This is a genomic window from Bordetella sp. N, assembly GCF_001433395.1.
In the GTDB taxonomy this organism is placed as follows: Bacteria; Pseudomonadota; Gammaproteobacteria; order Burkholderiales; family Burkholderiaceae_B; genus Bordetella_C.
Genome location: NZ_CP013111.1, coordinates 1,697,858 through 1,723,085, shown reverse-complemented (window position 1 = coordinate 1,723,085; position 25,228 = coordinate 1,697,858). Strand labels below are relative to the sequence as shown.

The 25,228-nt window shown below is 65.2% G+C and carries 24 protein-coding genes; 19 read left to right on the top strand and 5 right to left on the bottom strand.

Going from position 1 to position 25,228, the window contains the following annotated elements; all coding sequences use genetic code 11:
• Positions 1 to 57 precede the first annotated feature (57 nt).
• The 3 genes from ASB57_RS07365 to ASB57_RS07355 all read right to left on the bottom strand — a co-directional run bounded on the left by ASB57_RS07365 (position 58) and on the right by ASB57_RS07355 (position 3,916).
• Positions 58 to 1,293: an FAD-binding oxidoreductase gene (locus ASB57_RS07365; RefSeq protein ID WP_057651641.1), complete on the bottom strand. Its 1,236-nt coding sequence runs from the start codon at positions 1,291 to 1,293 to the stop codon at positions 58 to 60.
• Between the two features lie 40 nt (positions 1,294 to 1,333).
• The gene (locus ASB57_RS07360; protein ID WP_057651640.1) at positions 1,334 to 2,857 is read right to left on the bottom strand and encodes an amidase; all 1,524 of its coding nucleotides are present in this window, start codon (positions 2,855 to 2,857) and stop codon (positions 1,334 to 1,336) included.
• Positions 2,858 to 2,932: 75 nt separating this feature from the next.
• Positions 2,933 to 3,916, bottom strand: a complete 984-nt coding sequence (locus ASB57_RS07355) for a tripartite tricarboxylate transporter substrate binding protein (RefSeq protein ID WP_057651639.1) — start codon at positions 3,914 to 3,916, stop codon at positions 2,933 to 2,935.
• Between the two features lie 282 nt (positions 3,917 to 4,198).
• Here ASB57_RS07355 and ASB57_RS07350 point away from each other — a divergent pair, with 282 nt between their 5' ends.
• Both ASB57_RS07350 and ASB57_RS07345 read left to right on the top strand, forming a co-directional pair.
• Complete coding sequence (locus ASB57_RS07350; RefSeq protein WP_057651638.1) at positions 4,199 to 5,104, top strand: LysR family transcriptional regulator; 906 nt, start codon at positions 4,199 to 4,201, stop codon at positions 5,102 to 5,104.
• A 245-nt stretch (positions 5,105 to 5,349) separates the two neighbouring features.
• Positions 5,350 to 6,909, top strand: a complete 1,560-nt coding sequence (locus ASB57_RS07345) for an ABC transporter substrate-binding protein (protein ID WP_057651637.1) — start codon at positions 5,350 to 5,352, stop codon at positions 6,907 to 6,909.
• A 91-nt stretch (positions 6,910 to 7,000) separates the two neighbouring features.
• Here ASB57_RS07345 and ASB57_RS07340 read toward each other — a convergent pair whose 3' ends face one another.
• Positions 7,001 to 7,909, bottom strand: a complete 909-nt coding sequence (locus tag ASB57_RS07340; protein ID WP_057651636.1) for a LysR substrate-binding domain-containing protein — start codon at positions 7,907 to 7,909, stop codon at positions 7,001 to 7,003.
• A gap of 98 nt (positions 7,910 to 8,007) precedes the next feature.
• On the opposite strand from ASB57_RS07340, the gene ASB57_RS07335 reads away from it, so the two are divergent.
• From ASB57_RS07335 to ASB57_RS07255, 17 genes are all read left to right on the top strand, one after another.
• Positions 8,008 to 9,225: an FAD-binding oxidoreductase gene (locus ASB57_RS07335; protein WP_197424987.1), complete on the top strand. Its 1,218-nt coding sequence runs from the start codon at positions 8,008 to 8,010 to the stop codon at positions 9,223 to 9,225.
• Positions 9,206 to 9,502 carry a (2Fe-2S)-binding protein gene (locus ASB57_RS07330; protein WP_057651635.1) on the top strand — a complete coding sequence of 99 codons (297 nt, stop codon included), beginning with the start codon at positions 9,206 to 9,208 and terminating at the stop codon, positions 9,500 to 9,502. The genes ASB57_RS07335 and ASB57_RS07330 overlap by 20 nt, the downstream gene beginning before the upstream one ends.
• Positions 9,499 to 10,914: an FAD/NAD(P)-binding oxidoreductase gene (locus ASB57_RS07325; protein ID WP_057651634.1), complete on the top strand. Its 1,416-nt coding sequence runs from the start codon at positions 9,499 to 9,501 to the stop codon at positions 10,912 to 10,914. Before ASB57_RS07330 ends, ASB57_RS07325 begins: the two co-directional genes overlap by 4 nt.
• Positions 10,911 to 12,140, top strand: a complete 1,230-nt coding sequence (locus ASB57_RS07320) for an FAD-binding oxidoreductase (protein ID WP_057651633.1) — start codon at positions 10,911 to 10,913, stop codon at positions 12,138 to 12,140. Before ASB57_RS07325 ends, ASB57_RS07320 begins: the two co-directional genes overlap by 4 nt.
• 16 nt (positions 12,141 to 12,156) lie before the next feature.
• Positions 12,157 to 13,098 carry an ABC transporter permease gene (locus ASB57_RS07315; RefSeq protein WP_057651632.1) on the top strand — a complete coding sequence of 314 codons (942 nt, stop codon included), beginning with the start codon at positions 12,157 to 12,159 and terminating at the stop codon, positions 13,096 to 13,098.
• Positions 13,095 to 13,988, top strand: a complete 894-nt coding sequence (locus ASB57_RS07310; protein WP_057651631.1) for an ABC transporter permease — start codon at positions 13,095 to 13,097, stop codon at positions 13,986 to 13,988. The genes ASB57_RS07315 and ASB57_RS07310 overlap by 4 nt, the downstream gene beginning before the upstream one ends.
• Positions 13,988 to 15,013 (top strand): ABC transporter ATP-binding protein, encoded by a 1,026-nt coding sequence (locus ASB57_RS07305; protein WP_057651630.1) that lies wholly within the window; start codon positions 13,988 to 13,990, stop codon positions 15,011 to 15,013. Before ASB57_RS07310 ends, ASB57_RS07305 begins: the two co-directional genes overlap by 1 nt.
• Positions 15,010 to 16,032, top strand: coding sequence for an ABC transporter ATP-binding protein (locus tag ASB57_RS07300; protein ID WP_057651629.1), 1,023 nt, complete (start codon positions 15,010 to 15,012; stop codon positions 16,030 to 16,032). Before ASB57_RS07305 ends, ASB57_RS07300 begins: the two co-directional genes overlap by 4 nt.
• Before the next feature lie 75 nt (positions 16,033 to 16,107).
• A complete protein-coding gene (locus ASB57_RS07295) occupies positions 16,108 to 17,091 on the top strand; it encodes an acyl-CoA desaturase (RefSeq protein WP_082621429.1) in 984 nt (327 codons plus the stop codon).
• A 2-nt stretch (positions 17,092 to 17,093) separates the two neighbouring features.
• Positions 17,094 to 18,374 carry an NAD(P)/FAD-dependent oxidoreductase gene (locus tag ASB57_RS07290; RefSeq protein ID WP_057651628.1) on the top strand — a complete coding sequence of 427 codons (1,281 nt, stop codon included), beginning with the start codon at positions 17,094 to 17,096 and terminating at the stop codon, positions 18,372 to 18,374.
• Positions 18,371 to 19,147: a DUF1365 domain-containing protein gene (locus ASB57_RS07285; protein WP_057651627.1), complete on the top strand. Its 777-nt coding sequence runs from the start codon at positions 18,371 to 18,373 to the stop codon at positions 19,145 to 19,147. The genes ASB57_RS07290 and ASB57_RS07285 overlap by 4 nt, the downstream gene beginning before the upstream one ends.
• Positions 19,144 to 20,412 carry a cyclopropane-fatty-acyl-phospholipid synthase family protein gene (locus tag ASB57_RS07280; protein ID WP_057651626.1) on the top strand — a complete coding sequence of 423 codons (1,269 nt, stop codon included), beginning with the start codon at positions 19,144 to 19,146 and terminating at the stop codon, positions 20,410 to 20,412. Before ASB57_RS07285 ends, ASB57_RS07280 begins: the two co-directional genes overlap by 4 nt.
• A 2-nt stretch (positions 20,413 to 20,414) precedes the next feature.
• Entirely contained in the window at positions 20,415 to 21,182 is a 768-nt protein-coding gene (locus ASB57_RS07275) for a DUF1295 domain-containing protein (protein WP_057651625.1), read from the top strand.
• Positions 21,183 to 21,208: 26 nt separating this feature from the next.
• Complete coding sequence (locus ASB57_RS07270; RefSeq protein WP_057655988.1) at positions 21,209 to 22,297, top strand: cyclopropane-fatty-acyl-phospholipid synthase family protein; 1,089 nt, start codon at positions 21,209 to 21,211, stop codon at positions 22,295 to 22,297.
• Between the two features lie 2 nt (positions 22,298 to 22,299).
• Positions 22,300 to 22,818, top strand: coding sequence for a lipocalin family protein (locus ASB57_RS07265; RefSeq protein WP_057651624.1), 519 nt, complete (start codon positions 22,300 to 22,302; stop codon positions 22,816 to 22,818).
• Between the two features lie 333 nt (positions 22,819 to 23,151).
• A complete protein-coding gene (locus tag ASB57_RS07260; protein ID WP_057655987.1) occupies positions 23,152 to 23,661 on the top strand; it encodes a sigma-70 family RNA polymerase sigma factor in 510 nt (169 codons plus the stop codon).
• Between the two features lie 4 nt (positions 23,662 to 23,665).
• A complete protein-coding gene (locus tag ASB57_RS07255) occupies positions 23,666 to 24,439 on the top strand; it encodes a ChrR family anti-sigma-E factor (RefSeq protein WP_057651623.1) in 774 nt (257 codons plus the stop codon).
• 65 nt (positions 24,440 to 24,504) lie between these two features.
• Here ASB57_RS07255 and ASB57_RS07250 read toward each other — a convergent pair whose 3' ends face one another.
• Complete coding sequence (locus tag ASB57_RS07250) at positions 24,505 to 25,173, bottom strand: hypothetical protein (RefSeq protein ID WP_197424986.1); 669 nt, start codon at positions 25,171 to 25,173, stop codon at positions 24,505 to 24,507.
• Between the last annotated feature and the right edge of the window lie 55 nt (positions 25,174 to 25,228).

Here is a 25,228-nt window from a genome sequence, read left to right as displayed (position 1 = left end):
TTCCGTCAAACGAATTCGGCAAAATTGTTTGCCGAAGACTTTTGCCAAACGCTCCCGTTAAAACCGCGTCATGGCGTAAGGCGCCGGATCGACGAAAGGCTCCGCGCCCGTGATCATTTCAGCGATCAGGCGGCCGGTGACCGGCCCCAGGGTCAGGCCGTGATGCGCGTGGCCACAGGCGAACCACAGGCGCGAATGCGACGGCGCGGGGCCAATGATGGGCATCATGTCCGGCGTGCAGGGCCGCGCGCCCATCCAGGCTTCATTGTCCACCGGACCGCCTAGCGGAAATATCTCGCGCGCCAGCGGCTCGACGGCGGCTACCTGCGCCGGCGTGCGCGGCGCATCACGCAAGGCGAATTCCGCACCGGTGGTCACGCGGATGCCGCGGGCCATGGGCGCCAGCAGAAAACCGTTGTCCGCGTCCAGCACCGGATGCGCCAGGCGCGCGCCCGGCTGTGCCGCGTAGTGCATGTGATAGCCGCGCTTGACCGCCAGCGGCAGGCGGTAACCCAGGCGCCGGCCCAGGTCGCCCGCCCACGGGCCCATGGCCACCACGGCGGCGCTGCCCTGCACGGGCCCCACGTCCGTGTCGACGCGCCATCCGGGGTCCAGACTCATCGCATCGCCCTTGATGAGGGTGCCGCCCAGCTTCTCGAAATACGCGGCATACGCCCGCACCAGGGCCCCGGGATCGCCCACCGTATCGGCATCGGTGTAACGCAGCGCGCCGACCAGCCCGCTCAGGTGCGGCTCGATCGCGCGCAAGCCCGCCGCGTCGTAGGCCTCGTAGGCCACGCCGTAGTCACGCCGCCATTCTTCCGATACGCGCAGTTCGCGATCCTGCGTCGCCGCAAGGCGAAAGGCCTTGATCCACCCCGACGGCCGGATCATGTCCGCCACGCCGGCCATCCGCGCCAACGTCCGGTGCTCCGTCACGGAATGCTCGATCAAGGTGGCGTAGTGCCTGGCGATGGCCGCGTGCCGCGCGGGTGCCGAGTGGCCCCAGTAACGCGCCAGGAAAGGCGCGACGCGCGGCAGCGCGCTGGCGTGGTAGCGCACGTCGGGCGCGCGGTTGCCGGCGTACTTCAGCAGCGCGCCCAGGCTGCGCGGGAAGGCGTAGGGATACACGCCTTCCCGTTGAATCAATCCGCCATTGCCGTGCGATGTCTCCTCGCCCGGGGTGCGCCGGTCGATCAGCGCCACGGCGCGGCCGCGCGCCTGCAAGTGAACGGCGACCGACACGCCGATGATGCCGGCGCCAAGGACCAATGCATCGAAATTCCGCGTCATCGCACTGTCCGCCGTAAAACTGCCATCAAACGAACTGCCATCAAACGGCCGACGTGGCCGTCGCGCCGCCCTGCCCGTCCAGGATGGGCGGCGTGGTGACGATGGACGTCAACGGCGGCTCCGCGCGCGCCAGGGCCGTCAGGTCCGGCCGCGGCCGCGCCAGGCTGGCCGTGCCGGCGAAGGCCTGCTCCATGGCCTGGGCGGCGGCCAGCAATGCATGGTCGCCGCGGAAACCGCCCACCACCTGCAGGCCGAACGGCATGCCCTGGTGATCGCGTCCGCAAGGCAGGGAAATGGCGGGATGCGTGGTCAGCGTGATGACGTAGGTCAACCCCAGCCAGCGGTAATAGTTCTCCTGCTTTTCCCCGTTGATGGTGTCGGCGTAGAGCGTGGTCCAGGGGAACGGCGATACCGGCGTGGTCGGCGACAGCACCAGGTCATAGTCCGCGTAGACCTTCTGGAACTGCTTGATCAGGCGGGTCTGCTCCGCTTGCGCCCACGCGCTGTCCTTCATGCTCATGGCCGCGCCCATCTCGTAATTGATGCGGGTATTCGGCCCCAGGCTGGACGGATCCTTCTCGTAGGCCGCGCGCATCCCGGCAACGAAGGACTCCGCGCGCAGCACGTCGAAGCAGCGATGGGCCTCGCTCATGTCGAACGTCACCTCATCGCAGGCGGCGAACAGATGGCGCATGGCGGCGATCTTCTCGCGAAAGGTGGCGCGGATGCCGTTGTCGACGGCGCAGACGCCGAAGTCTTCGGTATAGGCCACGCGCAAGCGCCCCAGGTCAGCCACGCCGGGGCGCAGGAAGGACAAAGGATCGAGCGGATAGCTCAAGGGATCGCCGGCATCCGGGCCCGCGCTGGCAGCCAGTTGCAGGCAGGCATCCGCCACCGTGCGGCCCATGGGTCCGACCACCGAGATCGGCGTCCAGCCCAGCAGTTTGCGCACGCTGGGCACCACGCCAGGTGACGGACGGAAACCCACCACGCCGCACTTGGCAGCCGGAATGCGCAGCGAGCCGCCCGTGTCCGAACCCGTGCAGACCGGCAGCATGTCGCAGGCCAGCGCGGCGGCCGACCCGCCCGACGAACCGCCCGCGTTCAGATTGGGATTGAAGGGATTGCCGGTGGCGCCCCACACGGTGTTGCGCGAGTTGGCGCCCGCGCCCATTTCCGGGACGTTGGTCTTGGCGGTGACGATGGCGCCCGCGCGTCGCAGGCGCGCCACCAGCTCGACGTCCTGGTCCGGCACGTTGCCGCGATAGATCGCCGAGCCGAAGGTGGTCAGCAGACCCGCCGTCGGTTCCAGGTCCTTCACACCCAGCGGCAGGCCGTGCAGCAGGCCCAGTTGATCGCCACGCATGACGGCTTGCTCGGCCGCGCGGGCTTCCTCACGCGCGCGGTCAAAGGCGGTGGCGGTGACGGCATTGACGTAGGGGTTCACCTCCGTGATCCGGGCGATGCTGGCTTCCAGCAGTTCGACCGGCGACAGCTGGCGGGCGCCAATCAAGCGCCGCAACTCGACGGCATCCAGGGCAAGCAGAGAGGAAGAAGCTGGCATGTCTTGTCTCGTTCAAGTGTTGGTTGCGGCCGTCTCTGAACATCCGGGACGGCCGGGCGCGCGCCGACGTGGCCTTCAATCCACTTTGATGTTGGCACGCTGCGCGATTTCGCGCATCTGTGGCAGTTCCTTGGCAATTAGTGCCGAGCCGGCAGCCGCATCCTGGAACGCCACCTCGAAACCTTGCGCCTCCAGGCTCTTGCGGGCGTCCGGGTCCGCCACGACCGCCGCCAGGGCGGTTTCCAGCCTGGTCTTCACATCGGCCGGGATGCCGTGCGGCGCCACCACCATCAACCAGGTATCCATGGCGATCTGCGGGTAGCCCTGGTCGGCGAAGGTCGGGACGTCAGGCAAAAAGGATGAGCGCTGTGGCGCGGACACGGCGATCGCCTTGATCTTGCCGCTCTTGATCTGCGGCAAGGCGGCGGCCACCGTGTCCACGGAAAACGGGATCTGGCCGCCGATCAGGTCGGCCATGGCTGGCGAACTGCCCTTGTAAGGCACATGGGTCAGCTTGATGCCGGCGGCCGACGCGAATGCCTCGCCCACGAAGTTGGACGTGGTGCCGCTGCCGAAGGAGCCATAAGGCGTGTTCGGGTGGGCGGGATCCTTCGCATAGGCCAGGAAAGACGCGATGTCATGCACGGGCACCTGGGGATTGGCGATCAGGATCAGACCGGTGCGCGAGACGATGCCGATAGGCTGGAAACTCTTGATGGGATCATAGGGCAGGTCGCTGCGCACCACGGGGTTGATGGTGAACGTGGTGCCCGAGCTGGCCAGCAAGGTATAGCCGTCCGGCGCGGCGCGGGCCACATAGGACGCCCCGATCACCGTGCCGGCGCCGGCGCGGTTCTCGACGATCACGGTCTGCCCCAGTTGTTTGGTCAGGCCCTGGGCCAATACACGACCGACTACGTCGGTGGCGCCGCCTGGCGGGAACGGCACGACCAGGGTGATGGGTTTGGAGGGGAAGGTGCCGGCCGCATGGACGGGCGCGGTGGCGATACATCCCGCGGTACATGCGACGGTAAGGGCGAGGAGCGCTTGGAGTTTCATGGCTAGATGGCTAAAGGTCTGGTGGATGGGCGGTATTTCCAACGCACGCCTTCCGAGGCATGTCTATCTCACTGCGAGGGATCGCTGATCGGGCGATGTACTGCAACCTCGCTGTCATCCTAGGCATGGCCACGGCGTGCAACAAGATCAACGCGTAGAATCCATCGTTGCCGATTCGGCAATGCTCTCAGTGGAGCCATTGCGGCTTTCGGGAATACCCTGAGCGGTTTTTTTTCGCTTGTGGGCGGCAATTCGCACCCTGCATGACTGGCGTACACACCCATGGACCCTATTGCCCTGCAGAGCCCTGCCCTGCGCTACTTCCTTGAAGTCGTCCGCTGCGGTTCGGTCACCGAGGCCGCCGAACGGCTGGAGATCGCACCCTCGGCGGTCAGCCGTCAGATCGCCCGACTGGAACGGGAGATGGACACCTTGCTGTTCGAGCGCCGCGCGCGCGGCATGGTGCCCAATGCCGCCGGGGAACTGCTGGCCGCCCACGCCAAACGGGTGCGCCAGGACCTGGACCGGCTGGGCAGCGACATCCTGGCGCTGCGCGGCGTGCGCCAGGGCCAGATCCGGCTGGTGACGACTGAAGGCTATGCCTTCGGCTTCGCGCCTGCCCTGATCGCTTCTTTCCGGCGCGAGTACACCGGCATTCGTTTCTCGCTGGAGACCGGGTCTCAGCACGACATCCCGCGCCGCATCCGCGACGGCGAGGCGGACATCGGCTTGACGCTCAGCCTGACTTCCGAACGTGATATCCGCGTAGAGCTACGCAGCCCGGCACCGGTGATGGCGGTGTTGGCCCCAGGGCATCCGCTGGCCGGCAAGCGGTCCTTGTCGCTGGCGCAACTGGCGCCCTACCCGCTGGCTTTGCCGGATCGCGCCTCCACGCTGCGGCAACTGCTGGAGATCAGTTGCAGCCGCCAGCAGCTCGTCTACGAGCCCGCGTTCACCAGTCACCATCTGGATGCCTTGATCAGCTTCGCCGCCGAATCGGGCGGCGTGGCCTTCTGCGGAGAGCTTGCCATCCGCGCACGGATGCGTCGGGGCGAAGTGGTTTGCGTGCCCTTGCGCGACCGGGAGATGAACGAGCGGCACTTCGAAGTTCAGACCCTGGCGGGACGGCCACTGCCGGAAGCGTGCAAGGCCTTCGTCGCGCATTTGAGGAAAGAGATACAGAACTAGGGGAGGATCGCGGGGTGGCGAAGCCTATTTTGTAACAAAGCCGGCTTGGTAATAACCATTATTCGGGAAGCCTGACAGCAGCCTGGCCCGGGCATGTCCTGCATCGCGACACCCATCCCATAACCTTCAGGAATAGGATTAGGCTCCCAAGGACTTTGACGCTATGTGTCCCACGTTCTACCTTGCGATCGTCCGCAACAAGCATCACCGACGACTCCACACGGCTACGAATAAAAGGGGAATACATGAAACGCCCAGTCCTGTCTGTCCTTGCCACCGCCCTGCTCGCCGCGGGTGCCTGTCTGCACGGCGCGGCGCATGCCGCCGACCGTCCCGAACTGCGCATCAGCTCCGGCGCCGCCGATAACGCGACGCTCGATCCCCATCGCGCCACGTCGACCGTCGACAAGGGCGTTGCGTCCGAAATGTTCGATGCACTGGTGCGCTTCCCCGCCGGTAGCGCCGATCCCAAGGCCCTGCAGCCGGATCTGGCCACGTCCTGGGAAAGCTCGCCCGACAGCAAGGTCTGGACCTTCCATCTGCGCAAGGGCGTGCAGTTCCACGCCGGCTACGGTGAGTTGAAGGCCGAGGACGTCGTCTATTCCCTGCAGCGCGCGGCCGACCCCAAGCGGTCCAGCTTCGCCAACAACTTTGACCTGCTGGACAAGGTCGAAGCAGTCGATGACTACACCGTCAAAATCACCCTGAAATACCCCGATGCCGCCTTCCTGGGCCGCGTCTCGAATTACCACGGCGGCAACATCGTCAGCAAGAAAGCCGCTGAAAAGCTGGGCGACAAATTCGGCGGCGCGCCCGTCGGCACCGGTCCCTTTGCCTTTGGCGAACACGTCACCCAGCAATACGTGAAGCTGGTCGCCAATGACAATTACTTCGGCGGCAAGCCGCTGCTGGGCGCCCTCGTCTACCGCATGATCCCGTCGGACAGCGCCCGCGAACTGGCCTTCACGTCCGGCGAAATCGACGTCATGCAAGGCAAGCGCGAACAGCGCTGGGTGGAGCGGTCGAGCAAGCGCGGCATGAAGGTCGACATCTTCGATCCCGCCGAATTCCGCACACTGCACCTCAACCGCACGGTCAAGCCGCTGGACAATCCCAAGGTGCGCCAGGCCATCGCCGCAGCCGTGGACGTCGATGAAATCGTCCGCTATGCGGGCAAGGACGTGGCCGACAAGGGCTGCTCTGTGGTCCCCAACGGCTACCTGGGCGAAGATTGCAGCGCCGGCGCGTACAAGCATGACATCGCGCGCGCCAAGCAGTTGCTGACCGAGGCCGGTTTCCCCAACGGGATTGAAATCAAGTCCGTCGTGTCGAACATCTCGGCGCAGCAGCCCATCATGGAGATCGTCCAGGCGCAGCTGGCCAAGGCCGGCATCAAGCTGAACATGGAGGTGGTCGACCACGCCACCTACCAGGCCAAGAGCCGCCAGGACCTGAGCGCCCTGGTGTTCTACGGCGCGGCCCGCTTCCCCACCGCGGACAACTATCTGACCGAGTTCTACGACTCGGCGTCCGCCATCGGGGCGCCCGCCGCCATGTCCAACTTCTCGCATTGCACGGTGGCTGACGCCGACATCCGCGCGGCGCGGATCGAACCGGACGCGGCCAAGCAATTGGCGCTGTGGAAGGACGCACAGGTCAAGATTCACGACGACGTTTGCGCCATTCCCCTGTTCGGCCTGAAGCAGGTCTGGGCGCACGGCGACGCCGTGAATTATGGCTACGACCTGAAGGGCGCGCTGAACCTGCAACCGCCCATCACGGAGAAGACCAGCGTCAAGCGTTGAGACGCCGGTTGAGTCACGACTTGAGACATGGCGGCGCCGGGGCAGGATTCCTGAATGCTGTTTCCTGAACCGGCCGCCGATGACTCATCGCTCAGCGCAATTCCTGGGACACCTGCGCCGCCACGCTGCGGGCTTCCTGGACAAAGGTTTCCACTAGGCTGTCGTTGCGCGAAGCATGGACGCGGCACAGCTGGAAGTGGAATTGCATTTCCGGATCGAAACGCCTGAGCACCAGGCGATTCTGAAACCCATCGGCAAACAGCGGATGAATCAAGGACACCCCCAAACCCGCGGCGACGAACTCGCAAGCCGTCGGCGACGTGCTGGTTTCCAGCACCACATTGAGCTTGGCGCGCGCCTGCTGGAAAGCGACCTGCGCCAACCCATGCGTCTGGCTGTCGGCGCTGAAGCCGATGAAGGGCAGCCCGTCCAGATCGCGCGGCCGCAGCACGCGTTTGCGGGTCAATTCATGATTGACCGGCAAGGCGCACATCAAGGGATGCTGGAACATGGGCTCGCGGTCGATGTAGGGGTTGTCGACGCGGCTGCCGACCAGGGCCACGTCGATCTGCCGCGTCGCCAGCCAGTCCGCCAGCAGGTGCGAACCGCGGCACTGGATGCTGAAGCGGACGTCCGGATGTTGGCGCAGGAAGTTCATGGTCACGCGGCGGATGAAGGAACCCGACAGCGCTGGCAGGACGCCCACGATCAAGGTGCGCTGCTCGTCGCGACGGATGGAATCGACGGCCTGTTCGACCTGGCGCAGCCCGGCGAAGATTCGATCGACCTCCTCGTACAGGCGCATGCCGTGCCGGGTCGCGGCCAGTTTGCCGCGCACCCGATCGAACAGGCTGAGCCCTGTATCCGCTTCCAGGTGCGCCAGCAGCTTGCTCACCGCCGGCTGCGTAACACCCAGCACCGCCGCTGCCTGACTGACCGTGCCGTGCTCGATGACGGCCTTGAAAGCCTCGATCTGCCGCAGATTGAGCGTTTGGGCCATCCCTCTTCCCCCATAACCTTTATGAATGCCTTGCTATTTTGGCGTATCGAAGGTTATAGCCCATCGCGGACCTGCGCGGGCGCTTGCGGAGACGCTAAATGAGTCAGGATTACGACTACATCATCGCGGGCGCCGGCATGGTAGGTTCGGCGATCGCGCTGGGCCTGGCCGGCCGCGGCCGCCGCGTCCTGATGCTGGATGGCGCGGATACGGACTTCCGCGCCGCCAAGGCCAATTTCGGCCTGGTCTGGGTGCAAGGCAAGGGTTATGGCAACGTCCAGTACCAGCGCCTGTCCCATGAAGCCGCGGCGCTGTGGCCCGCCTTCGCCGCCGAACTGGAACGCGAAAGCGGCATCCAGCTGCAATACGAAGCGCGCGGCGGCCTGCATTTCTGCCTGGGCGAGGCCGAGTGGGACGACCGCATCAAAAAGATGCAGGCGTGGGACCAGGCCACGCCCGAGCGCCCGTCCTGTATCGAGATGCTGGATCGCGCGGCCTTGCTGCGCCGCTTCCCTACCCTGCGCCTGGGCGCTGAAGTGTCGGGCGCCAGCTTCGGGACCAGCGACGGCCACGTCAATCCCTTGCGTCTGCTGGCCGCCTTGCAGGCCGCCTATCAACGCCGTGGCGGCCGCCTGATCAGCCGGCATCGGGTCGACGCCATCGAACCTCAGACCGGCGGCGGTTTCATCGTCCGCGCCGGCAATGACCGTTACGGCGCCGGCCGGGTGATCGTTACCGCGGGGCTGGGCTCGAACGCCTTGAATCCCATGGTTGGACTGAATATCACTCTGCGTCCGCAACGTGGGCAGGTCATGGTCACCGAACGCGTGGCGCCCCTGCTGCCGGTCCCGGCCAGCGGCGTGCGCCAGACCGGCGAAGGCACGCTGATGGTCGGCTTGACGCAGGAAAACGTCGGCTACGACATCAACACCACCGCGGTCGCCGCCACCCGCATGTCCCGCAAGATCCTGCGCGTGCTGCCGGACCTGGCCAAGGTGCGTCTGGTGCGGCAGTGGTCCTGCCTGCGCGTCATGACGCAGGATGGCTGTCCTGTCTACGCCGAATCCGCCACGCAACCCGGCGCGTGGACGGCCCTGTGCCATTCGGGGGTCACCCTGGCGTCCTTCCACGCCGGCCCGCTGGCCCAGGCCATCGACGGCGCGGGCCTGTCGCTGTCCTTCGCCGACGCATTGCCACGCGCCGCCGCGCACACTCGTCTTGATTCTTCTTCCGCCGCCACCGCCGACGTTGCGGCCTGGTCTTCATTCCTGGATGCCTTCAACCATGAGCGCTTCGATGTTTCGCAAGCTGCATGAACCCGGCGCGCAAGCGCTGACCCTTTATATCGACGGCAAGCCCGCGACCGCCGAGCCCGGCGAAACCGTGGCCGCCGTCCTGCTGCGTCAGGACACGCCCGCTTCCCGCACGACCCCCGTGCAGGAAAGCCCGCGCGCGCCTTACTGCATGATGGGCGTCTGCTTCGATTGCCTGGCGATCGTCGACGGCGTGGCCTCCACCCAGACCTGTCTGACCACGGTGCGCGACGGCATGCGGGTCGAACGCCAGTTCGGCAAACGGAGCGTGCAACCATGATCCGCGAATTCGATGTCGTGATCGTCGGCGCCGGCCCCGCCGGCATGAGCGCGGCCATCCGCCTGCGCGCGCTGGGCCGCAACGTCCTGGTCGTGGATGAGCAACAGGCGCCCGGCGGGCAGATCTGGCGTGCCGTCGAAACCGTTGCCGCCACGCCCACCGGCGCCCTGCTGGGCGATGAGTATCGCGCCGGCGCCAAGCTGGCCGAAGCCTTCCGCCGCTGTGGCGCGGTCTACGAGCCCGGCACGCAGGTCTGGCAGATCGAGCCGGACTGGCATCTTTATATGACGCGCGACGGCAAGGCCGAAGGCGTGCGGGCCAGGCAGGTGCTGCTGGCCACCGGAGCACAAGAGCGGCCCATGCCCTTCCCGGGCTGGACCCTGCCCGGCGTCCTGACCGTTGGCGCCGCACAGATTCTTTTGAAGACCTCACGCCAGGTGCCGGTCCAGCCCGTCTGGGTGGCGGGCAGCGGCCCCCTGGTGCTGCTGTACATGGCGCAGCTGCTGCGCGCCGGCGGCAAGATCGCCGGCTGGCTCGACACCTCGCCCGCCGGTGCCTGGCGCCGTGCCCTGCCCTATCTGGGCGATGCGCTGGCTCGTGCCGGCGAAATCAACAAGGGCCTGCGCTGGATGCGAGAACTGCGTAGCGCAGGCGTCCGCCGCATCAAGGGCGTGCAGGAATTCCGCGCCCTGGGCGAAGGTCGCCTGCAGCAGATCGAATACACCTTGCCCGGCGGCGGCACGCAACGCGCCCCGGCCGATGTGCTGCTGGTGCACGAAGGCGTGGTGCCGTCCATCCACATGACCCGCGCCTTGGAGTGCGAGCATGTGTGGAGCGCGCAGCAATCCTGCTTCGCCCCCAAGCTGAATGAATGGGGCTGCACCAGCCGTCCTGGTTTGTATGTGGCGGGTGACGGCGCGGGCATAGGCGGCGCCACGGCCGCCTGCGCGCGCGGCGAGATCGCGGCCCTGGGCATGGCCCTGGACGCGGGTGCGCTGGACGCCGGCCGTGCCCAATCCGCTGCCGCGCCCCTGCGCGCCGACCTGGCGGGCATGCTGCGCCTGCGGCCGATGCTGGACGCGGTGTATCCGCCGCGTCCCAATATCTGTTCACCCGCGGATGAAACCATCGTGTGCCGTTGCGAGGAACTGACCGCCGGCGACATCCGCAAGGCCGCGGATTTGGGACAACCCGGTCCCAATCAGATCAAGTCCTTCACCCGCGCCGGCATGGGCCCCTGCCAAGGCCGCCAGTGCGGCTACACCATCGCCAATATCCTGGCGGAGAAACAGCAGCGGCCCGTCGCCGACGTCGGTTTCTACCGCATCCGGCCGCCATTGAAGCCCTTGACCCTGGGCGAACTGGCCAGCCTGGATCTGGAAGAGGACGTGAAGGGAGCCGCTTCAAAATGAGCAGTATTCCCAGCAGCCATCCTGGCAGCCAATCCGCCAGCGCTCCGACGCCGGCCGGCAGGGTCTATGACGCCATTGTCATCGGCGGCGGCCTGCATGGCCTGTCTGCCGCGCTGCATCTGGCGCGCGGCGGCGCCCGCGTGGTCATCGTCGAAAAGCACTGGTCGGGCCGCCACGCATCCGGCGCCACCGCCGCGGGGGTTCGCACGCTGAACCGCGACCGTCGTGAGCTGGACCTGTCGCTGGAAGCCATGGACATGTGGCATGCCATGGAATCCATCGTCGGCGACGACTGCGGCTTCCATGCCAATGGCCAGATCTGCGTGGCCGAGAATGCCGGCGCGCTGGAAAAGCTTGAGGGCCGCGTCAACGGCCTGCGCGCCGACGGCTACACCCACGAAGACCTCATCGGCACCGACGAGCTGCGTCGCCTGCTGCCCGACCTCAGCCATCACTGTCTGGGCGCGTCCATCGCCCGGCGTGACGGCGCCGCCGATCCGCATCGAGCCCTGCGCGCCTTCCGCCGCAGCGCCTTGCAGGCAGGCGTGGAACTGGTCGAGCATTGCGGCGTCACCGCCATCGAGCGGCAAGGCCAGGACTGGCGCGTGATCGGTGAAGGCGGCCGGTCCTGGACCGCGCCGGCCGTGATCAACGCCGCCGGTGCCTGGGGCGCGCGTATCGCCGCCTTGGTCGGCGACGACATTCCCCTCGCCGCCAAGTCCTCCATGATGATGGTCAGCGAACGCTTGCGGCCCTTCATCAAGCCGGTGGTGGCCATCATGGGCCGGTCGCTGTCTTTCAAGCAGTCCGACCAGGGCACGCTGGTGATCGGCGGTGGCCTGCAAGGCATCCCGGATCTTGACAAGGAAACGTCCACCGCCCGCATGAAAGTGCTGGCCAAGGGCGCCCATGCCGCCACGGATCTGTTCCCGTCGGTCAGCAACATCCGCATCGTGCGGGTCTGGGCCGGTCTGGAAGCCAAGACCGAAGACCTGTTGCCGGTGGTGGGCCCATCGCCCAACGCGCCCGGCGTGTTCCATGCGTTCGGTTTCTCCGGCCATGGCTTCGAGCTGGTGCCGGTGGTCGGCGCGACCCTGACGGACCTGGTCCTGCGGGGCAGCACCAAGCGGGCGATCCAGAATCTCACGGCCGAACGGCTGATGGCCCAGGGTGTGGACGGGGCGACGCAAGCCGCCAGGGCGCCCATCGACCCGACCGTGTTCTAGTCACAGGAGCCCCTTCATGATGCGATATGCGGTCAAGCGCCTGCTGCTGGCCATCCCCACCCTGCTGGCCATGCTGACGGCGGTCTTCGTCCTGGTGCGGCTGGTGCCGGGCGACCCCGCCGCGGTGATGCTGGGCGACCAGGCCAGCGCCGATGCCCTGGCGGCCTTGCGGGTACGCCTGGGCCTTGACCTGCCAATGCAGGTTCAATATTTGCATTTCCTGCGCGACATGCTGTCCGGCAACTTCGGCGTGTCCATGGCGTCGGGCCGCACGGTCCTGCAGGAAGTGGCGCTGGTGCTGCCCTGGACACTGCAGTTGACCGCGGCATCCATCCTGATCGGTGTCGTGTTCGGTTTGCCGCTGGGAACGTGGGCAGCGTTGCGCCGCAATGGCTGGCCCGATTATCTGGGACGAGTTTTGTCGCTGACGGGCCTGTCCTTCCCAGCATTTGTGTCCGGCATCCTGATGTTGCTGGCTTTCTCGATCCAGCTGCGCTGGTTCCCGGTGATCGGCAGCACCGTCGCCGGCGACTGGACCAGCCAGTTGCGCGCCCTGGTTCTGCCGGCCGTCAATCTGGGATTGATCATGACCGCGTACGTCATGCGCGTCACCCGCTCGTCCATGCTGGGCGTGATGGGCGAGGACTATGTGCGCACCGCCCGCGCCAAAGGGGTGCGGCCGCTGCGCCTGGTCATGCGCCACGGCCTGCGCAACGCGCTGATTCCCATCGTCACCGTGGTCGGGCTCTATTTCGGCACGCTGATCGGCAACTCGGTACTGACCGAGATCGTGTTCAACCGGCCGGGGCTGGGCAAACTGATCCTGGGCGCCTTGAACGCCCGCGACTACACGCTGCTGCAAGGGCTGATGGTCGTCTTCGCCTCCTGCGTGATCTTCGTCAATCTGCTGACCGACCTGGTGTATGGGCTGGTCGATCCACGGGTGAAATATCAATGAGCGCCGTTTCCTCTTCCTCGACGTCCGCGCCCGCCGCCGTGTCGCGGCGGCCCAATGTGCTGTGGCAGGCGCTGCGCCGCAACAAGCTTTCGTGGGTGGGCCTGGGCCTGCTGCTGATCATCGTTCTGGTGGCGGTGTTGGCGCCGTGGATCGCCCCGCACGATCCCTTGCAACAGAACATCGCGTATCGGCTGGATCCGCCGTCCGCCGACTACTGGCTGGGCACCGACAGCTACGGCCGTGACGTGCTGTCGCGCCTGATCTACGGGGCGCGTGTCTCGCTGCTGGTCGGTTTCGTCGCCATTTTGATCGCCATGAGCATCGGCGCGTCGCTGGGCATCCTGGCGGGCTACGTGGGCGGACTGCTGGACCAGTTCATCATGGGGCTGGTCGATGTGTTGCTGTCCTTCCCCACTCTGCTGCTTGGGCTGATGGTGGCGGCGATGCTGGGCGCCAGCCTGGAGAACCTGATCATCGCCATTGCCATCACGGAAATCGCGCCTTTCGTGCGGGTGGCGCGAGCGCCGACCATCGCCTTGAAGCAGCGCGACTTCGTCGAAGCTGGGCGCGCTTTGGGATTCGGGCCTTTCCGCCTGATGGGCGTGCACATCCTGCCCAATATGGTTTCCGACGTGGTGGTGCTCGGCTCGCTGTGGATGGCATCGGCCATCCGCACCGAAGCGTCGCTCAGCTTCATCGGGCTTGGCGTGCCGCCCCCCGCCGCGACCTGGGGCGCCATGATACGGGAAGGCTTCGAGAACATTCTGGACGCCTGGTGGCTGACGGTATTCCCCAGCCTGGCCATTCTGTTGACCGTCCTGGCCTTGAACCTGTTGGGTGATGCCTTGCGTGACGCCATCGATCCCAAATTGCGCTCGGAGCATTCGTGATGAAAGACAGGAATGTTTCCCCCGATTCGGATTCCGCCGTGCTCGAATTGCGGGATCTGCGTACTGAATTCCGTATCGGTGGCAAATGGCATGCGGCGGTGCGCGACGTTTCCCTGAACGTCAAGCGCAACGAGACCCTGGCGGTGGTCGGCGAGTCGGGCAGCGGCAAGAGTGTCACCGCGCTGTCCATCCTGCGCCTGCTGCCCGCGGCGGGGGCGCGGCACGGCGGCGGCCAGATCCTGCTGGAAGGCCGCGACCTGGCGGTGCTGCCGGAAAAACAGATGGCGCGGCTGCGCGGCGATGCCCTGGCGATGATCTTCCAGGAACCCATGACGTCGCTGAATCCCACCATGCGGGTGGGCGACCAGATCGCGGAAGCCATACGCCAGCATCGCAAGCTCTCCAACAAGGAAGCCCGCGCCGAAGCCTTGCAGGCGCTGGAAGAGGTCAAGATTCCGGCGGCCGCCACTCGCTACGACGATTATCCGCACCAGTTTTCCGGGGGCATGCGCCAGCGGGTGATGATCGCCATGGCGTTGGCCTGCAAGCCCAAGGTGCTGCTGGCCGACGAGCCGACTACCGCGCTGGACGTCACCATCCAGGCGCAGATTCTCAGCCTGCTGGCTGAGTTGAAGACCGTGCGCGGGATGGCCGTGGTGTTCATCACCCATAACCTGGGCGTGGTGGCGCAGATCGCCGACCGCGTTGCGGTGATGTATGCCGGCGAAGTGGTGGAAACGGCGGACGTCGATACCCTGTTCGCCAATCCGACCCATCCGTATACGGAAGCGCTGCTGCGTGCCATGCCGCGGGTGGACACCGATGCGGCGTCCCTGGACCCGATTCCCGGCAGCGTGCCGGCGATCACCGCCATACCGGCCGGCTGTGCCTACGCGCCGCGTTGCCCGCTGCGGCAGCCGGCGTGCGAAGAAGTCCGGCCGGTGTTGAACGATATCGGAGGCGGTCACGCCGTGCGTTGCCTGGTACGCGCACCGGCCCCCCTCCTTGCCAAGGTGCCAGCATGACGCAGCTTTTACAGGTCAGCCATATCGTCAAACGTTTCCACAGCGGTGGAGGTTTTCTGGGCGGCAAGAAGAAGACCGTGCACGCGGTCAACGACGTGTCCTTCGAAGTCGGCCGCGGTCAATCCCTGGGACTGGTCGGCGAATCCGGCTGCGGCAAGTCCACCGTGGCCCGCATGCTGCTGCGCCTGATCGAGGCCGACGAGGGCAGCATCGTCTTCGACGGCCAGGATTTGCGCACGGCCGGGGCGGCGCAATTGCGTACCTTGCGCCAGCGCATCCAGATCGTGTTCCAGGATCCCTACGCTTCCTTGAATCCGCGGCGCACCATCCGCCAGACCCTGGCGGAGCCGCTGTTCGTCCACGGCATGGGCGACGCGGCCGCCATCGAGGCCAAGATCACCCAAACGATCCAGGAAGTGGGACTGCCGGTCACCGCCTTGGACAAATATCCGCATGAGTTTTCCGGCGGACAGCGTCAACGTGTGGGAATCGCCCGCGCCCTGGTACTGGATCCCCAGCTCATCGTCGCCGACGAGCCGGTATCCGCCCTGGACGTGTCCGTGCAGGCGCAAATCCTGCAGCTGCTGGATCGATTGAAACGCGAGCGGGGCCTGTCCTTCGTTTTCGTCTCCCACGATCTGGGCGTGATTCGTCATTTTTGCGACACCGTCAGCGTCATGTACCTGGGTCGCATCATCGAGACCGGTCCCACACGCCAGGTCCTGGATGCTCCCCGCCATCCCTACAGCCGTGTCCTGCGCGACTCGTCACCCGTCCCGGATCCCAAGGCGCGCATCACCCTGTCCAGGATTCAGGGCGAGATCCCCTCGCCGACCAATCTGCCGTCGGGCTGTACCTTTCATCCCCGCTGCGCCAACGTGCAGGCAGATTGCAAGGCGCGCGTGCCGCTGTTGGCGGCGCATACCGGGCTGGGGGCCGTGGCATGTTTCCATCCGCTGGTCCCTGAGCCTGTCGCATCTGCTCCAGTCTCGACCACCGTCACTGGGACAATGACTTAAACAAGGGTTATCCCTAGGTGATCCAACCCTGCCCTGGCGCCGTATACGGCAGAACAGCCAGGACAGGACAGGATCATGCCTCCCGAATCAAGTAGCTCCACCGCAGACGTCACCGGAGGCATACCCGCTCGCTGGACCGCGTCGGTTCGGCGCTGGGTCGACACCCAGGCCCAGCACGCGCCGGAGGGGGACCTCGATCGTATCGACGTCGCCCGCGCCGTCCCTTTCGTGTTGTTGCACCTGGGCTGCCTGGGCGTGCTGTGGACGGGCGTATCGCCGGTCGCCGGCGCGGTGGCGGTGGCGCTTTATGCCCTGCGCATGTTCGCCCTGACGGGCTTTTACCACCGCTATTTCTCGCACCGCACTTTCCGCACGTCGCGCGTCATGCAGCTGGTCTTTGCCGTCCTGGGCGCTTCTTGCGCCCAGCGGGGGCCCTTGTGGTGGGCGGCGCATCACCGCCACCATCACCGCCACGCTGACGACGCCCAGGACCTGCACTCGCCAGACCGGCATGGCTTCCTGTGGAGCCATATGGGCTGGTTCCTCACGCGGCGCGCTTTCGCCACCGACATGGCCCGCGTGCCGGACCTGCGGAATTTTCGGGAGCTGCGCTGGCTGGACCGCTACGACGTGGCCGTGCCTGTGGTCCTGGCGTTACTCTGCTATGGCCTGGGCGCCGTGCTGGAAAGGTACGCGCCGGGCCTGGGGACGAACGGCTTCCAAATGCTGGTGTGGGGTTTCTTCATTTCCACGGTGGTGCTGTTCCATGCCACGGTCACCATCAACTCGCTGGCCCACCGCTATGGCAAGCGCCGCTACGACACGTCGGACACCAGCCGCAACAACGCGTGGCTGGCGCTGCTCACCTTCGGTGAAGGCTGGCACAACAACCACCATTTCTATCCGGGTTCGGCGCGCCAGGGCTTTCGGGCCCGTGAAATCGACATCACCTGGTATGGGCTGCGCCTGTTGGCCGCCACCGGGCTGATCTGGGATCTCAAAACCGTGCCGGCCTGGGTCTTGGCCCGCGCCAATGACACTACCGATCCCAAGGAATGACCATGCGTATCGCCATCATCGGGTCAGGCATTGCGGGATTGGTCAGCGCCTGGAAACTGAGTGTTCAGGGCGGCCACGAGGTAACGCTGTACGAGGCCAACGACTATCTGGGTGGCCATACGCATACCCATGCCGTGGAGCAGGATGGCCGTGCATATGCGGTGGACAGCGGCTTTATCGTCCATAACCCGATCAATTACCCGCATTTCACTGCCTTGCTGGACGAACTGGGGGTGGCCTCGCAGCCGACCACCATGAGTTTCTCGGTCCACAAGCAGGCCAGCCCGCTGGAATACAACGCCACCACACTGGATACGCTGTTCTGCCAGCGCCGCAATCTGCTGTCGCCGCGCTTTCTGGGCATGGTGCGCGACCTGCTGCGCTTCTATCGGGAAGCACCTGCCTTGCTGGTGGGCGATGAACCTGGACCAACGCTGGGGGCCTACCTTGAACAGCGGCGCTATGGCGCGGCTTTCCGGGATGATCACCTGATCCCGATGGCGTCGGCGCTGTGGTCGTCGCCGGCGGAGCGCATCATGGAATTCCCGGCGCGCTATCTGGTGCGCTTCATGGCCAATCATCAGATGCTGCAAGTCAGCCAGCGGCCTGAATGGCGCGTGGTCCAAGGCGGCTCGAACAGTTATATCCGCGCCATGCGGGACCGGTGGAACGTGCGGGTGCGCCTGCAGTGCCCGGTCAGCGCCGTCACCCGTCACGCCGGTGGAGTGACTATCGCTTCGCGCAATGATCGGGAGTATTACGATCAGGTGGTTTTTGCCTGCCATAGCGATCAGGCGCTGGCGCTGCTCAGCGATCCCACGCCCAGCGAGCGCGAGGTGCTGGGCGCGATCACCTATCAGGACAACGACGTGGTGTTGCACACCGACACCCGGCTGCTGCCGCGCCAGCGCAAGGCCTGGGCGGCCTGGAACGCCTATATCCCGGCCGATCGTGCGGCGCCCTGCTCTGTCAGTTACTGCATGAACCTGCTGCAAGGCCTGGATTCGCGGCTGCCCTACATCGTCACCCTGAACCGAAGCGAGGCCATCGATCCAGCGCACGTGCTGGCCCGCATGCGCTATCACCATCCCGTCTATACACTGGAATCCGTAGCCGCGCAGAATCGCCGGCGGGAAATCTCGGGCCATCACCGCACGTGGTACGCGGGGGCTTACTGGGGCTGGGGCTTCCATGAGGACGGCGTGGTCAGCGCTCTTGACGTGGTGCGCGGCATCCAGCTGCTTCCTGACAGCGTCCAAGTCCAGTCCAGGGTGGCCGCATGAGCCGGCACAGCGCCCTTTACGAAGGCCGCGTGATGCATAGGCGGCATCTGCCGCACGCGCACGCCTTCAGCTACCGCATGGCGCAGCTTTACCTGGATCTGGACGAAGTCGAGGACGTGTTCCGCGACCGCTGGCTGTGGTCGGCCAATCGCCCCAACGTGGCGGAATGGCGGCGTGAGGACTATCTGGATGGGGACGGTGGCCTGACACTGGCTGAGGCCGTGCGCGCGCGGCTGCGGCAGGCAATGGATGCCGTGCCCACGGGACCGATCCGGCTGCTGGCGCATCCGCGCTATGCCGGCTATGTGTTCAATCCGGTCAGCTTCTACTACTGCTACGAGGCCGATGGCCGGACCCTCGCCGCGATTGTCGCGGAGATCACCAATACACCGTGGAAGCAGCGTCACGCCATCGCGCTGCCGGTGGCGGCCGCGGAGCGGCGCGGGGATTCCCTCACCTGGAAATTCGACAAGCGCTTCCACGTTTCGCCCTTCATGCCCATGGATTGCGGGTACGACTGGACTCTTAGCGACCCCGCCGACGACCTGCGCGTACACATGCGCGTGAACCGGCAGGACAAGGCGCAATTCGACGCTCACCTGCATTTGCACCGTCACGAACTGGACGGCGCCGCGCTGGCGCGCCTGCTGTGGCGCTTTCCCCTGATGACCCTGCAGGTCATCGGCGCCATCCACTGGCAAGCCCTGCGCCTGTGGCTCAAGCGCAATCCCATATACGACCATCCCCGCACGCCCAACGGAGAACCGAAATGAAACCCATGACGCCGTCCGAACACGCGGCCCTAGAGGCCACCCGCCACGTCGGCAAGCTCGACCGCCTGCTGCGCAAGCGGCTGTTCGCCAGCCTGGCCGGCTTGCAATATGGCCGGCTGGTGATCGAGGACAGCCTGGGCAGCGTCACCTTGGGCAGCGGCGAACCGGTCATCCGCCTGACCGTGCGTGACATGAATTTCTACCGTCTGGTGGCCACGCACGGAAGCGTCGGCGCGGGCGGGGCGTACGGCGACGGCATGTGGGTCACCGACGATCTCGTGGGCCTGGTGGGCTTGCTGGTGCGCAATCGCGACACGCTGGATGCCATGGAGTCCGGGCTGGCGCGCTTGGCTGCCTGGGTGCTCAAGGCCTGGCATGCGGGTAACAGCAATACCCGCGCGGGCAGCCGCCGCAACATCGCCGCCCACTACGATTTGGGCAACGACTTCTTTTCGCTGTTCCTGTCCAAGGACCTGATGTACTCGTCGGCGCTGTGGGCGGGCGAGGACGATACCCTGGAAGCGGCCTCGGAGCGCAAGCTGGACGTCATCTGCCTGAAGCTGGATCTGCAGCCGGGCGACCGGGTGGTGGAAATCGGCAGCGGCTGGGGTGGTTTCGCCATCCACGCGGCGCGCCACTACGGATGCCACGTGACGACAGCCACCATCTCGGCGGAGCAGCATGCGCTGGCCACCGCGCGTGTGCGGGCCGCCGGACTGGAAGATAAGGTCAATGTGATCTTGCAGGATTACCGCGATCTGATCGGCCAATACGACAAGGTGGTCTCCATCGAAATGATCGAAGCGGTGGGCGCGCGTTTCCTCGACGGCTATTTCCGCAAGATCGGGGAACTGCTGAGCCCGCAGGGCCGGGCTCTGATCCAGGCCATCACCATCGAAGACACACGCTATGCGCAGGCGCTGAGCGAGGTGGACTTCATCAAGCGCTACATCTTCCCGGGCAGCTTCATTCCGTCCATCGAAGCCATGGTGCGCGCCAAGACCCGTGCCACGGATCTGGCGCTGGTTCATCTTGAAGATTTCGGCCTGTCGTACGCGCGCACCTTGCAGGCCTGGCGCGAGCGCTTCCTGGCCCATCTGCCCGAGGTCAAGGCGCAGGGCTTCGACGAGCGCTTCTGCCGGTTGTGGGAGTTCTACCTGGCGTACTGCGAAGGCGGCTTCCGCGAACGTTCGATCGGTGTGTCCCATTTGTTGCTGACGCACCCGCAGGCGCGCGTACGCGCTGATCGCTGGGTCTGGAGCTGATCATGACCCCGTGGCAACAGTGGTCGATCATCGCCGCATGCATGCTCGTTGCCATGTCCCTGGGTTGGAACTGGCAGCGTCGGCATACAAATGCCGGGATCGTGGATGTGATTTGGTCGCTGGGCATGGGCGGCAGCGGGCTGTTGATCGCCGCCACGGGACTGGGGTCTGGCAGCGCCAGGATCTGCCTGGCCGTGATGGTGGGCGTGTGGTCCCTGCGCCTGGCGTCTCACATCTGGCGGCGCGTGCGCAAGGAAGAAGACGGCCGCTACCGGGCGCTGCGTGAGCACTGGCAAGGCCATCAAGGCAAATTCTTCGGCATGTTCATGTTCCAGGCGGGCTTGGTGATGATGTTCTGCCTGCCTTTTCTTGCCGTCGGCATCAGCCCCGCGCAGGGTCTGCCGGTGGTGCTGGGAGTGCTGATCTGGATCGCCGCGGTGACGGGCGAAACCGTCGCCGACCGTCAGCTGGACCGCTTTCGCGACGACCCCGCGAATCACGGGCGTACCTGTCGCGCCGGACTGTGGCGTTACTCGCGGCATCCCAATTACTTCTTCGAGTGGTGCCAGTGGTTCGCCTACGTGGCGCTGGCTTGGGGGTCGCCGCTGGCCTGGCTGTCCTGGCTCGGGCCGGTGCTGATGTTCGTGTTCCTGCGCTGGATCAGCGGCATCCCGTTTACTGAGAAGCAAGCCCTGCGTAGCCGTGGTGAGGATTACCGCGACTACCAGCGCCGTACGCCGGCTTTCTTCCCCTGGTTTCCCAAATCCTGATTTCCTAAATGCTGATGAGGCACGCCATGACGACTGCGACCTTGCACGACACTGAACTTGCCACTGATCGCCCTGCCCCCGGCCTGCTGGGCCTGGCTGAACGGGGACTGGTCCCTGATGCGCTCCTGCGCTTTGGCATACGCCGCATGTGCGCGCAGCGCCTGGCGGAAGAGTATGCGGGCGGCATCGATGCCTGGACGGCACGGGAAAGCCAGCTTATCGCTGAACTGCGCAGCAGCGCGGTGGCCATCCATACCGATGCCGCCAATGCACAGCATTACGAACTGCCGACTGCCTTTTTTCAGCTGTGCCTGGGCGCCCGCATGAAGTATTCGGGTTGCTACTACCCGACCGGCACCGAAACGCTGGATCAGGCGGAAGAAGCCATGCTGCGGCTCTATGCCGAACGGGCGGGCCTGGCTGATGGCCAGGACATCCTGGAGCTGGGCTGCGGTTGGGGTTCGCTGACGCTGTGGATGGCGGAGCACTTCCCGAATGCGCGCATCACGGCGGTCTCGAATTCCGCCACCCAGCGGCAACACATCGAGGCGCAGTGCCGCGCACGCGGATGGGAACGGGTACGGGTCATCACCAGCGATGTGAATGTCTTGTCGCTACCCTCTGAGACCTACGACCGCTGCGTGTCAGTCGAGATGTTCGAGCACATGCGCAATTATCAGGATCTGCTGGGGCGGATTTCGCAGTGGCTGCGTCCCGGGGGGCGGCTATTCGTCCATATCTTTGCCCACCGCGAACGGGCCTATCCCTTCGAAACCGACGGTGCCGACAACTGGATGGGACGGCATTTCTTCACCGGTGGCATCATGCCGGCGGCATCCACCCTGCTGCACTTCCAGCGCGACCTGCAATTGGAAAGCCGCTGGTTCATGGACGGCACGCACTATGAGCGCACCGCCAATCACTGGCTGGCCAATCAGGATGCCCGCGCCGCCCAGGCCAAGGCCGTGCTGACCGAAGCCTATGGCCCGCTCGCGGATCTGTGGCACCAGCGTTGGCGCATGTTCTGGATGGCTTGCGCCGAGCTGTTCGGCTTTGAGGACGGCCAGCAATGGGGCGTGGCCCACTACCTGTTCACGCGCCCCTCGGGAGAATAGCCATGTTACGCACCCTTTGCGCAGGCATCGCCGGCATCCTGGCGGGCTGCAGCACGCCCACGCCCATGCCGCCCGTGGCCCATGTGGACCTGCCCCGCTTCATGGGCGATTGGTATGTGATCGCGCACATTCCCAGTCGTTGGGAACGCAACGCCTACGATGCCGTGGAGAGCTACCACCTGCTGCCTGATGGCAGGATCCAGACCGACTTCAGCTATCGGGACGGCAGTTTCGACGCCAAGGTAGAGACCATGCATCCGGTCGGCACCGTGCAACCGGACACCAACAATGCCGTTTGGGGCATGCAGTTCATCTGGCCCATCAAGGCGGAGTACGTCATCGCGTATCTGGACGACAACTACCAGACCACCATCGTCGGGCGATCCAAGCGGGATTATGTGTGGATCATGGCGCGGGTGCCCTGTCTGCCGGATGACGTGTATGCGCGTTTGGTGCGCAAGGTCGGGGAACTTGGGTATACGGAGAGTCTGCGGAAGGTGCCGCAGCAATGTAAGAGGTAGCGGTTGGGCTGATGAAGCGTTTTGGTCCTGGTTCCTGTTTCCTGGCTTTCGGCACAGCAACTTTTACATTTCCCGGTATTTGGGATGTGATCCAAAGCGGCATTTACCACGTAGAACCAGTACCAAAGTCCGGACTATCGCGACCTTCCGATGAACACTTCCGCTATGCTCGCGGTTTGGCGGCCAGTTTCAGGTTCTGGCAGGCGGCGTCCACCACGTGGCGTCGTTATGGAACCTGCTGCCGCGGCAACCAGGGAGCGTGTGACGGTTTTGGGAAATGCAGTGCTAGGCCCTGCTCAGGACTCTGCTGCCCGGCAAGATTGGGCGTTGCTGATGCGCGCGGTCGCCGTCGACCGTGACCGCGCCTGCTTCATGCAGATCTACGACCACTACGCGCCCCGCCTTGGCCGTTATCTGGAAGGCTTGGGTGTGCCGAATGGTCTGGCTGAAGAGCTGGTGCAGGAAGCCTTGTTCAAGCTTTGGCAGAAGGCCGACCAGTTCGATCCTGAGCGGGCGACGCTGAGCACCTGGCTGTACCGGATCACGCGGAATCTGTACATCGATCACTTCCGCAACGAGAAGGGATGGACCGCCGTCCAGGTCGTGCTGGAGGAATTCGAGGCTGCCGACGATACCAGCAGTGCTGATGAGGAAGCGTCCGAACAGGCCCTGCGCGTCGCGCTGGAAAGCCTTCCGCCCCAGCAGGCCGCGATAGTCCAGATGAGCTACTTCCAGGCCCAAAGCCATAGCCAGATCGCGGAAACCTTGCGCATGCCCTTGGGAACCGTGAAATCCAGCATTCGTCTGGCGGTCAAGAAATTACGTACGTTGTTGAAAGATTGAAGCCATGAAACCTGAACATCACTTGGATGATGCGACTCTGATCAGCTACAGCGCCGGGGCCCTGCCCGAAGCGCTGTCGGTGGCCGCCAGCGCGCATCTGGCGATGTGTGCGCATTGCCGGGGGCGGTTGCGGCAAGCGGACGCGGTCGGCGGGGCGTTGTTGGAGGCTGGTGGGCCCAGGACTTCTGGTGTGGCCGCCGATTTGGCGGGGTCGCGGACGAGCGCGGATGCGCGGGCGGCGATGTTGCGGCGGTTGGATGCCGCGGTCCCGAATGTTGCTGCGGCCGACGCATCAATGCTTCAGCATGCATCCCCTGCGGTAGCTGCCGGCGTCCGCGCGGCATTAACTGAGGGCCAGTTTGATGATGGCATCAAGGCCGGTCGTCCGCTTGGCGCTGAGGACCAGATGCCCGTGGCTCTCCGTCCGTACTTCGGCCCGACGTATAGCGGCTTGCGCTGGCGTTTCCTGGCGCCTGGCGTCCGCATGGCAAATGCGGAAGTGTCGCAGGGTCGGCTGTTCCTGTTGAAGCTATCCCCCGGCGTCCGCATGCCGGAGCATGGCCACGGCAGTTCTGAACTGAGTCTGGTTCTGCGCGGGGCTTACACCGACCGTTTCGGCATTTTCCGCGCCGGCGACATCGCCGACCTGGATAGCGAGGTGGAGCATCAGCCCATCGTGAGTGGCGACGATATCTGCATCACGCTCGGCGCCACTGATGCGCCGATACGTTTCAAGAGCTGGGGGCTGAGGCTGCTGCAGCCGTGGTTTGGGATGTGACGGGATGCTGGATGCCAGCGTCCCACCTGCCCTGCTTTACGGCTGATCTCGCTCCCTGATCGGCTTCAGGGCATGATCTTATAGTTCGCGAAGCTGATCGGATCCTTGGGATTCGCGCGTTCCACTTGTTGACTTTCCTTGACCAAGGCGTCGCCCTTGGGTTTGTCATTCAACTTCCAGGTTTCCGAGATGCGCGAGCTGAAGATAAAGTCGCGCAGCTTGGCGTCGTAGCGGAACGTGATGTAGTCCGTCCAGTGGCTGCCGCAGGAAACGCCGTTTTGCACGGTGAAGTAACGGCCCTTGGTGGCGAAAGGCGCGTCGTTATCCGTAATGGGATCGCACTGACCGCCTTGGTCGGCGCGGAACACCACTTCGTCATTGCGCGACTGCAGCTTGAAGCTGCCGTCAGCCTGGCCCAGGAAAATAAACATAGGCCGCGCCGGCGCCGGCTTCTCGGTCTGCCGGTAGTCCGCTTCCCGGGGCTGCGCCAGGATAATCAGGTAGTCCGTCTTTCCGTCACCATCCAGGTCGCCTGCCTTTTCCGCGGCAAGGACGGTCATGCCCCTGGGGAGCTGCTTGGTGATACTCACTGGTAAGGCCGTGGCGCTCTGTGCTGAAGCGGCCCCTGCCACCGCCGTCGCGATAAGGGCTACGCCTGCTTGTATAAGCGGCGACCGCAGGCCCTTGCGAATGAAAAACGAGGTCAAGACATGGCGACGCGGCAGGAATTTCATGAACGGCTTCAGTCAGTAGACAAAGGTTGGCGCAAGAATGGGGTGCAAGCTTATC

Excerpts from the sequence above, each read along its gene's own strand:
- ASB57_RS07320 (WP_057651633.1), top strand. The coding sequence starts at position 10,911 with ATGAGCAGTATTCCCAGCAGCCATCCTGGCAGCCAATCCGCCAGCGCT.
- ASB57_RS07365 (WP_057651641.1), bottom strand. The coding sequence starts at position 1,293 with ATGACGCGGAATTTCGATGCATTGGTCCTTGGCGCCGGCATCATCGGC.
- ASB57_RS07300 (WP_057651629.1), top strand. The coding sequence starts at position 15,010 with ATGACGCAGCTTTTACAGGTCAGCCATATCGTCAAACGTTTCCACAGC.
- ASB57_RS07295 (WP_082621429.1), top strand. The coding sequence starts at position 16,108 with ATGCCTCCCGAATCAAGTAGCTCCACCGCAGACGTCACCGGAGGCATA.
- ASB57_RS07285 (WP_057651627.1), top strand. The coding sequence starts at position 18,371 with ATGAGCCGGCACAGCGCCCTTTACGAAGGCCGCGTGATGCATAGGCGG.
- ASB57_RS07325 (WP_057651634.1), top strand. The coding sequence starts at position 9,499 with ATGATCCGCGAATTCGATGTCGTGATCGTCGGCGCCGGCCCCGCCGGC.
- ASB57_RS07260 (WP_057655987.1), top strand. The coding sequence starts at position 23,152 with ATGCGCGCGGTCGCCGTCGACCGTGACCGCGCCTGCTTCATGCAGATC.
- ASB57_RS07350 (WP_057651638.1), top strand. The coding sequence starts at position 4,199 with ATGGACCCTATTGCCCTGCAGAGCCCTGCCCTGCGCTACTTCCTTGAA.
- ASB57_RS07355 (WP_057651639.1), bottom strand. The coding sequence starts at position 3,916 with ATGAAACTCCAAGCGCTCCTCGCCCTTACCGTCGCATGTACCGCGGGA.
- ASB57_RS07305 (WP_057651630.1), top strand. The coding sequence starts at position 13,988 with ATGAAAGACAGGAATGTTTCCCCCGATTCGGATTCCGCCGTGCTCGAA.
- ASB57_RS07345 (WP_057651637.1), top strand. The coding sequence starts at position 5,350 with ATGAAACGCCCAGTCCTGTCTGTCCTTGCCACCGCCCTGCTCGCCGCG.
- ASB57_RS07280 (WP_057651626.1), top strand. The coding sequence starts at position 19,144 with ATGAAACCCATGACGCCGTCCGAACACGCGGCCCTAGAGGCCACCCGC.
- ASB57_RS07290 (WP_057651628.1), top strand. The coding sequence starts at position 17,094 with ATGCGTATCGCCATCATCGGGTCAGGCATTGCGGGATTGGTCAGCGCC.
- ASB57_RS07360 (WP_057651640.1), bottom strand. The coding sequence starts at position 2,857 with ATGCCAGCTTCTTCCTCTCTGCTTGCCCTGGATGCCGTCGAGTTGCGG.
- ASB57_RS07275 (WP_057651625.1), top strand. The coding sequence starts at position 20,415 with ATGACCCCGTGGCAACAGTGGTCGATCATCGCCGCATGCATGCTCGTT.
- ASB57_RS07330 (WP_057651635.1), top strand. The coding sequence starts at position 9,206 with ATGTTTCGCAAGCTGCATGAACCCGGCGCGCAAGCGCTGACCCTTTAT.
- ASB57_RS07335 (WP_197424987.1), top strand. The coding sequence starts at position 8,008 with ATGAGTCAGGATTACGACTACATCATCGCGGGCGCCGGCATGGTAGGT.
- ASB57_RS07265 (WP_057651624.1), top strand. The coding sequence starts at position 22,300 with ATGTTACGCACCCTTTGCGCAGGCATCGCCGGCATCCTGGCGGGCTGC.
- ASB57_RS07310 (WP_057651631.1), top strand. The coding sequence starts at position 13,095 with ATGAGCGCCGTTTCCTCTTCCTCGACGTCCGCGCCCGCCGCCGTGTCG.
- ASB57_RS07250 (WP_197424986.1), bottom strand. The coding sequence starts at position 25,173 with ATGAAATTCCTGCCGCGTCGCCATGTCTTGACCTCGTTTTTCATTCGC.
- ASB57_RS07340 (WP_057651636.1), bottom strand. The coding sequence starts at position 7,909 with ATGGCCCAAACGCTCAATCTGCGGCAGATCGAGGCTTTCAAGGCCGTC.
- ASB57_RS07255 (WP_057651623.1), top strand. The coding sequence starts at position 23,666 with ATGAAACCTGAACATCACTTGGATGATGCGACTCTGATCAGCTACAGC.
- ASB57_RS07315 (WP_057651632.1), top strand. The coding sequence starts at position 12,157 with ATGATGCGATATGCGGTCAAGCGCCTGCTGCTGGCCATCCCCACCCTG.
- ASB57_RS07270 (WP_057655988.1), top strand. The coding sequence starts at position 21,209 with ATGACGACTGCGACCTTGCACGACACTGAACTTGCCACTGATCGCCCT.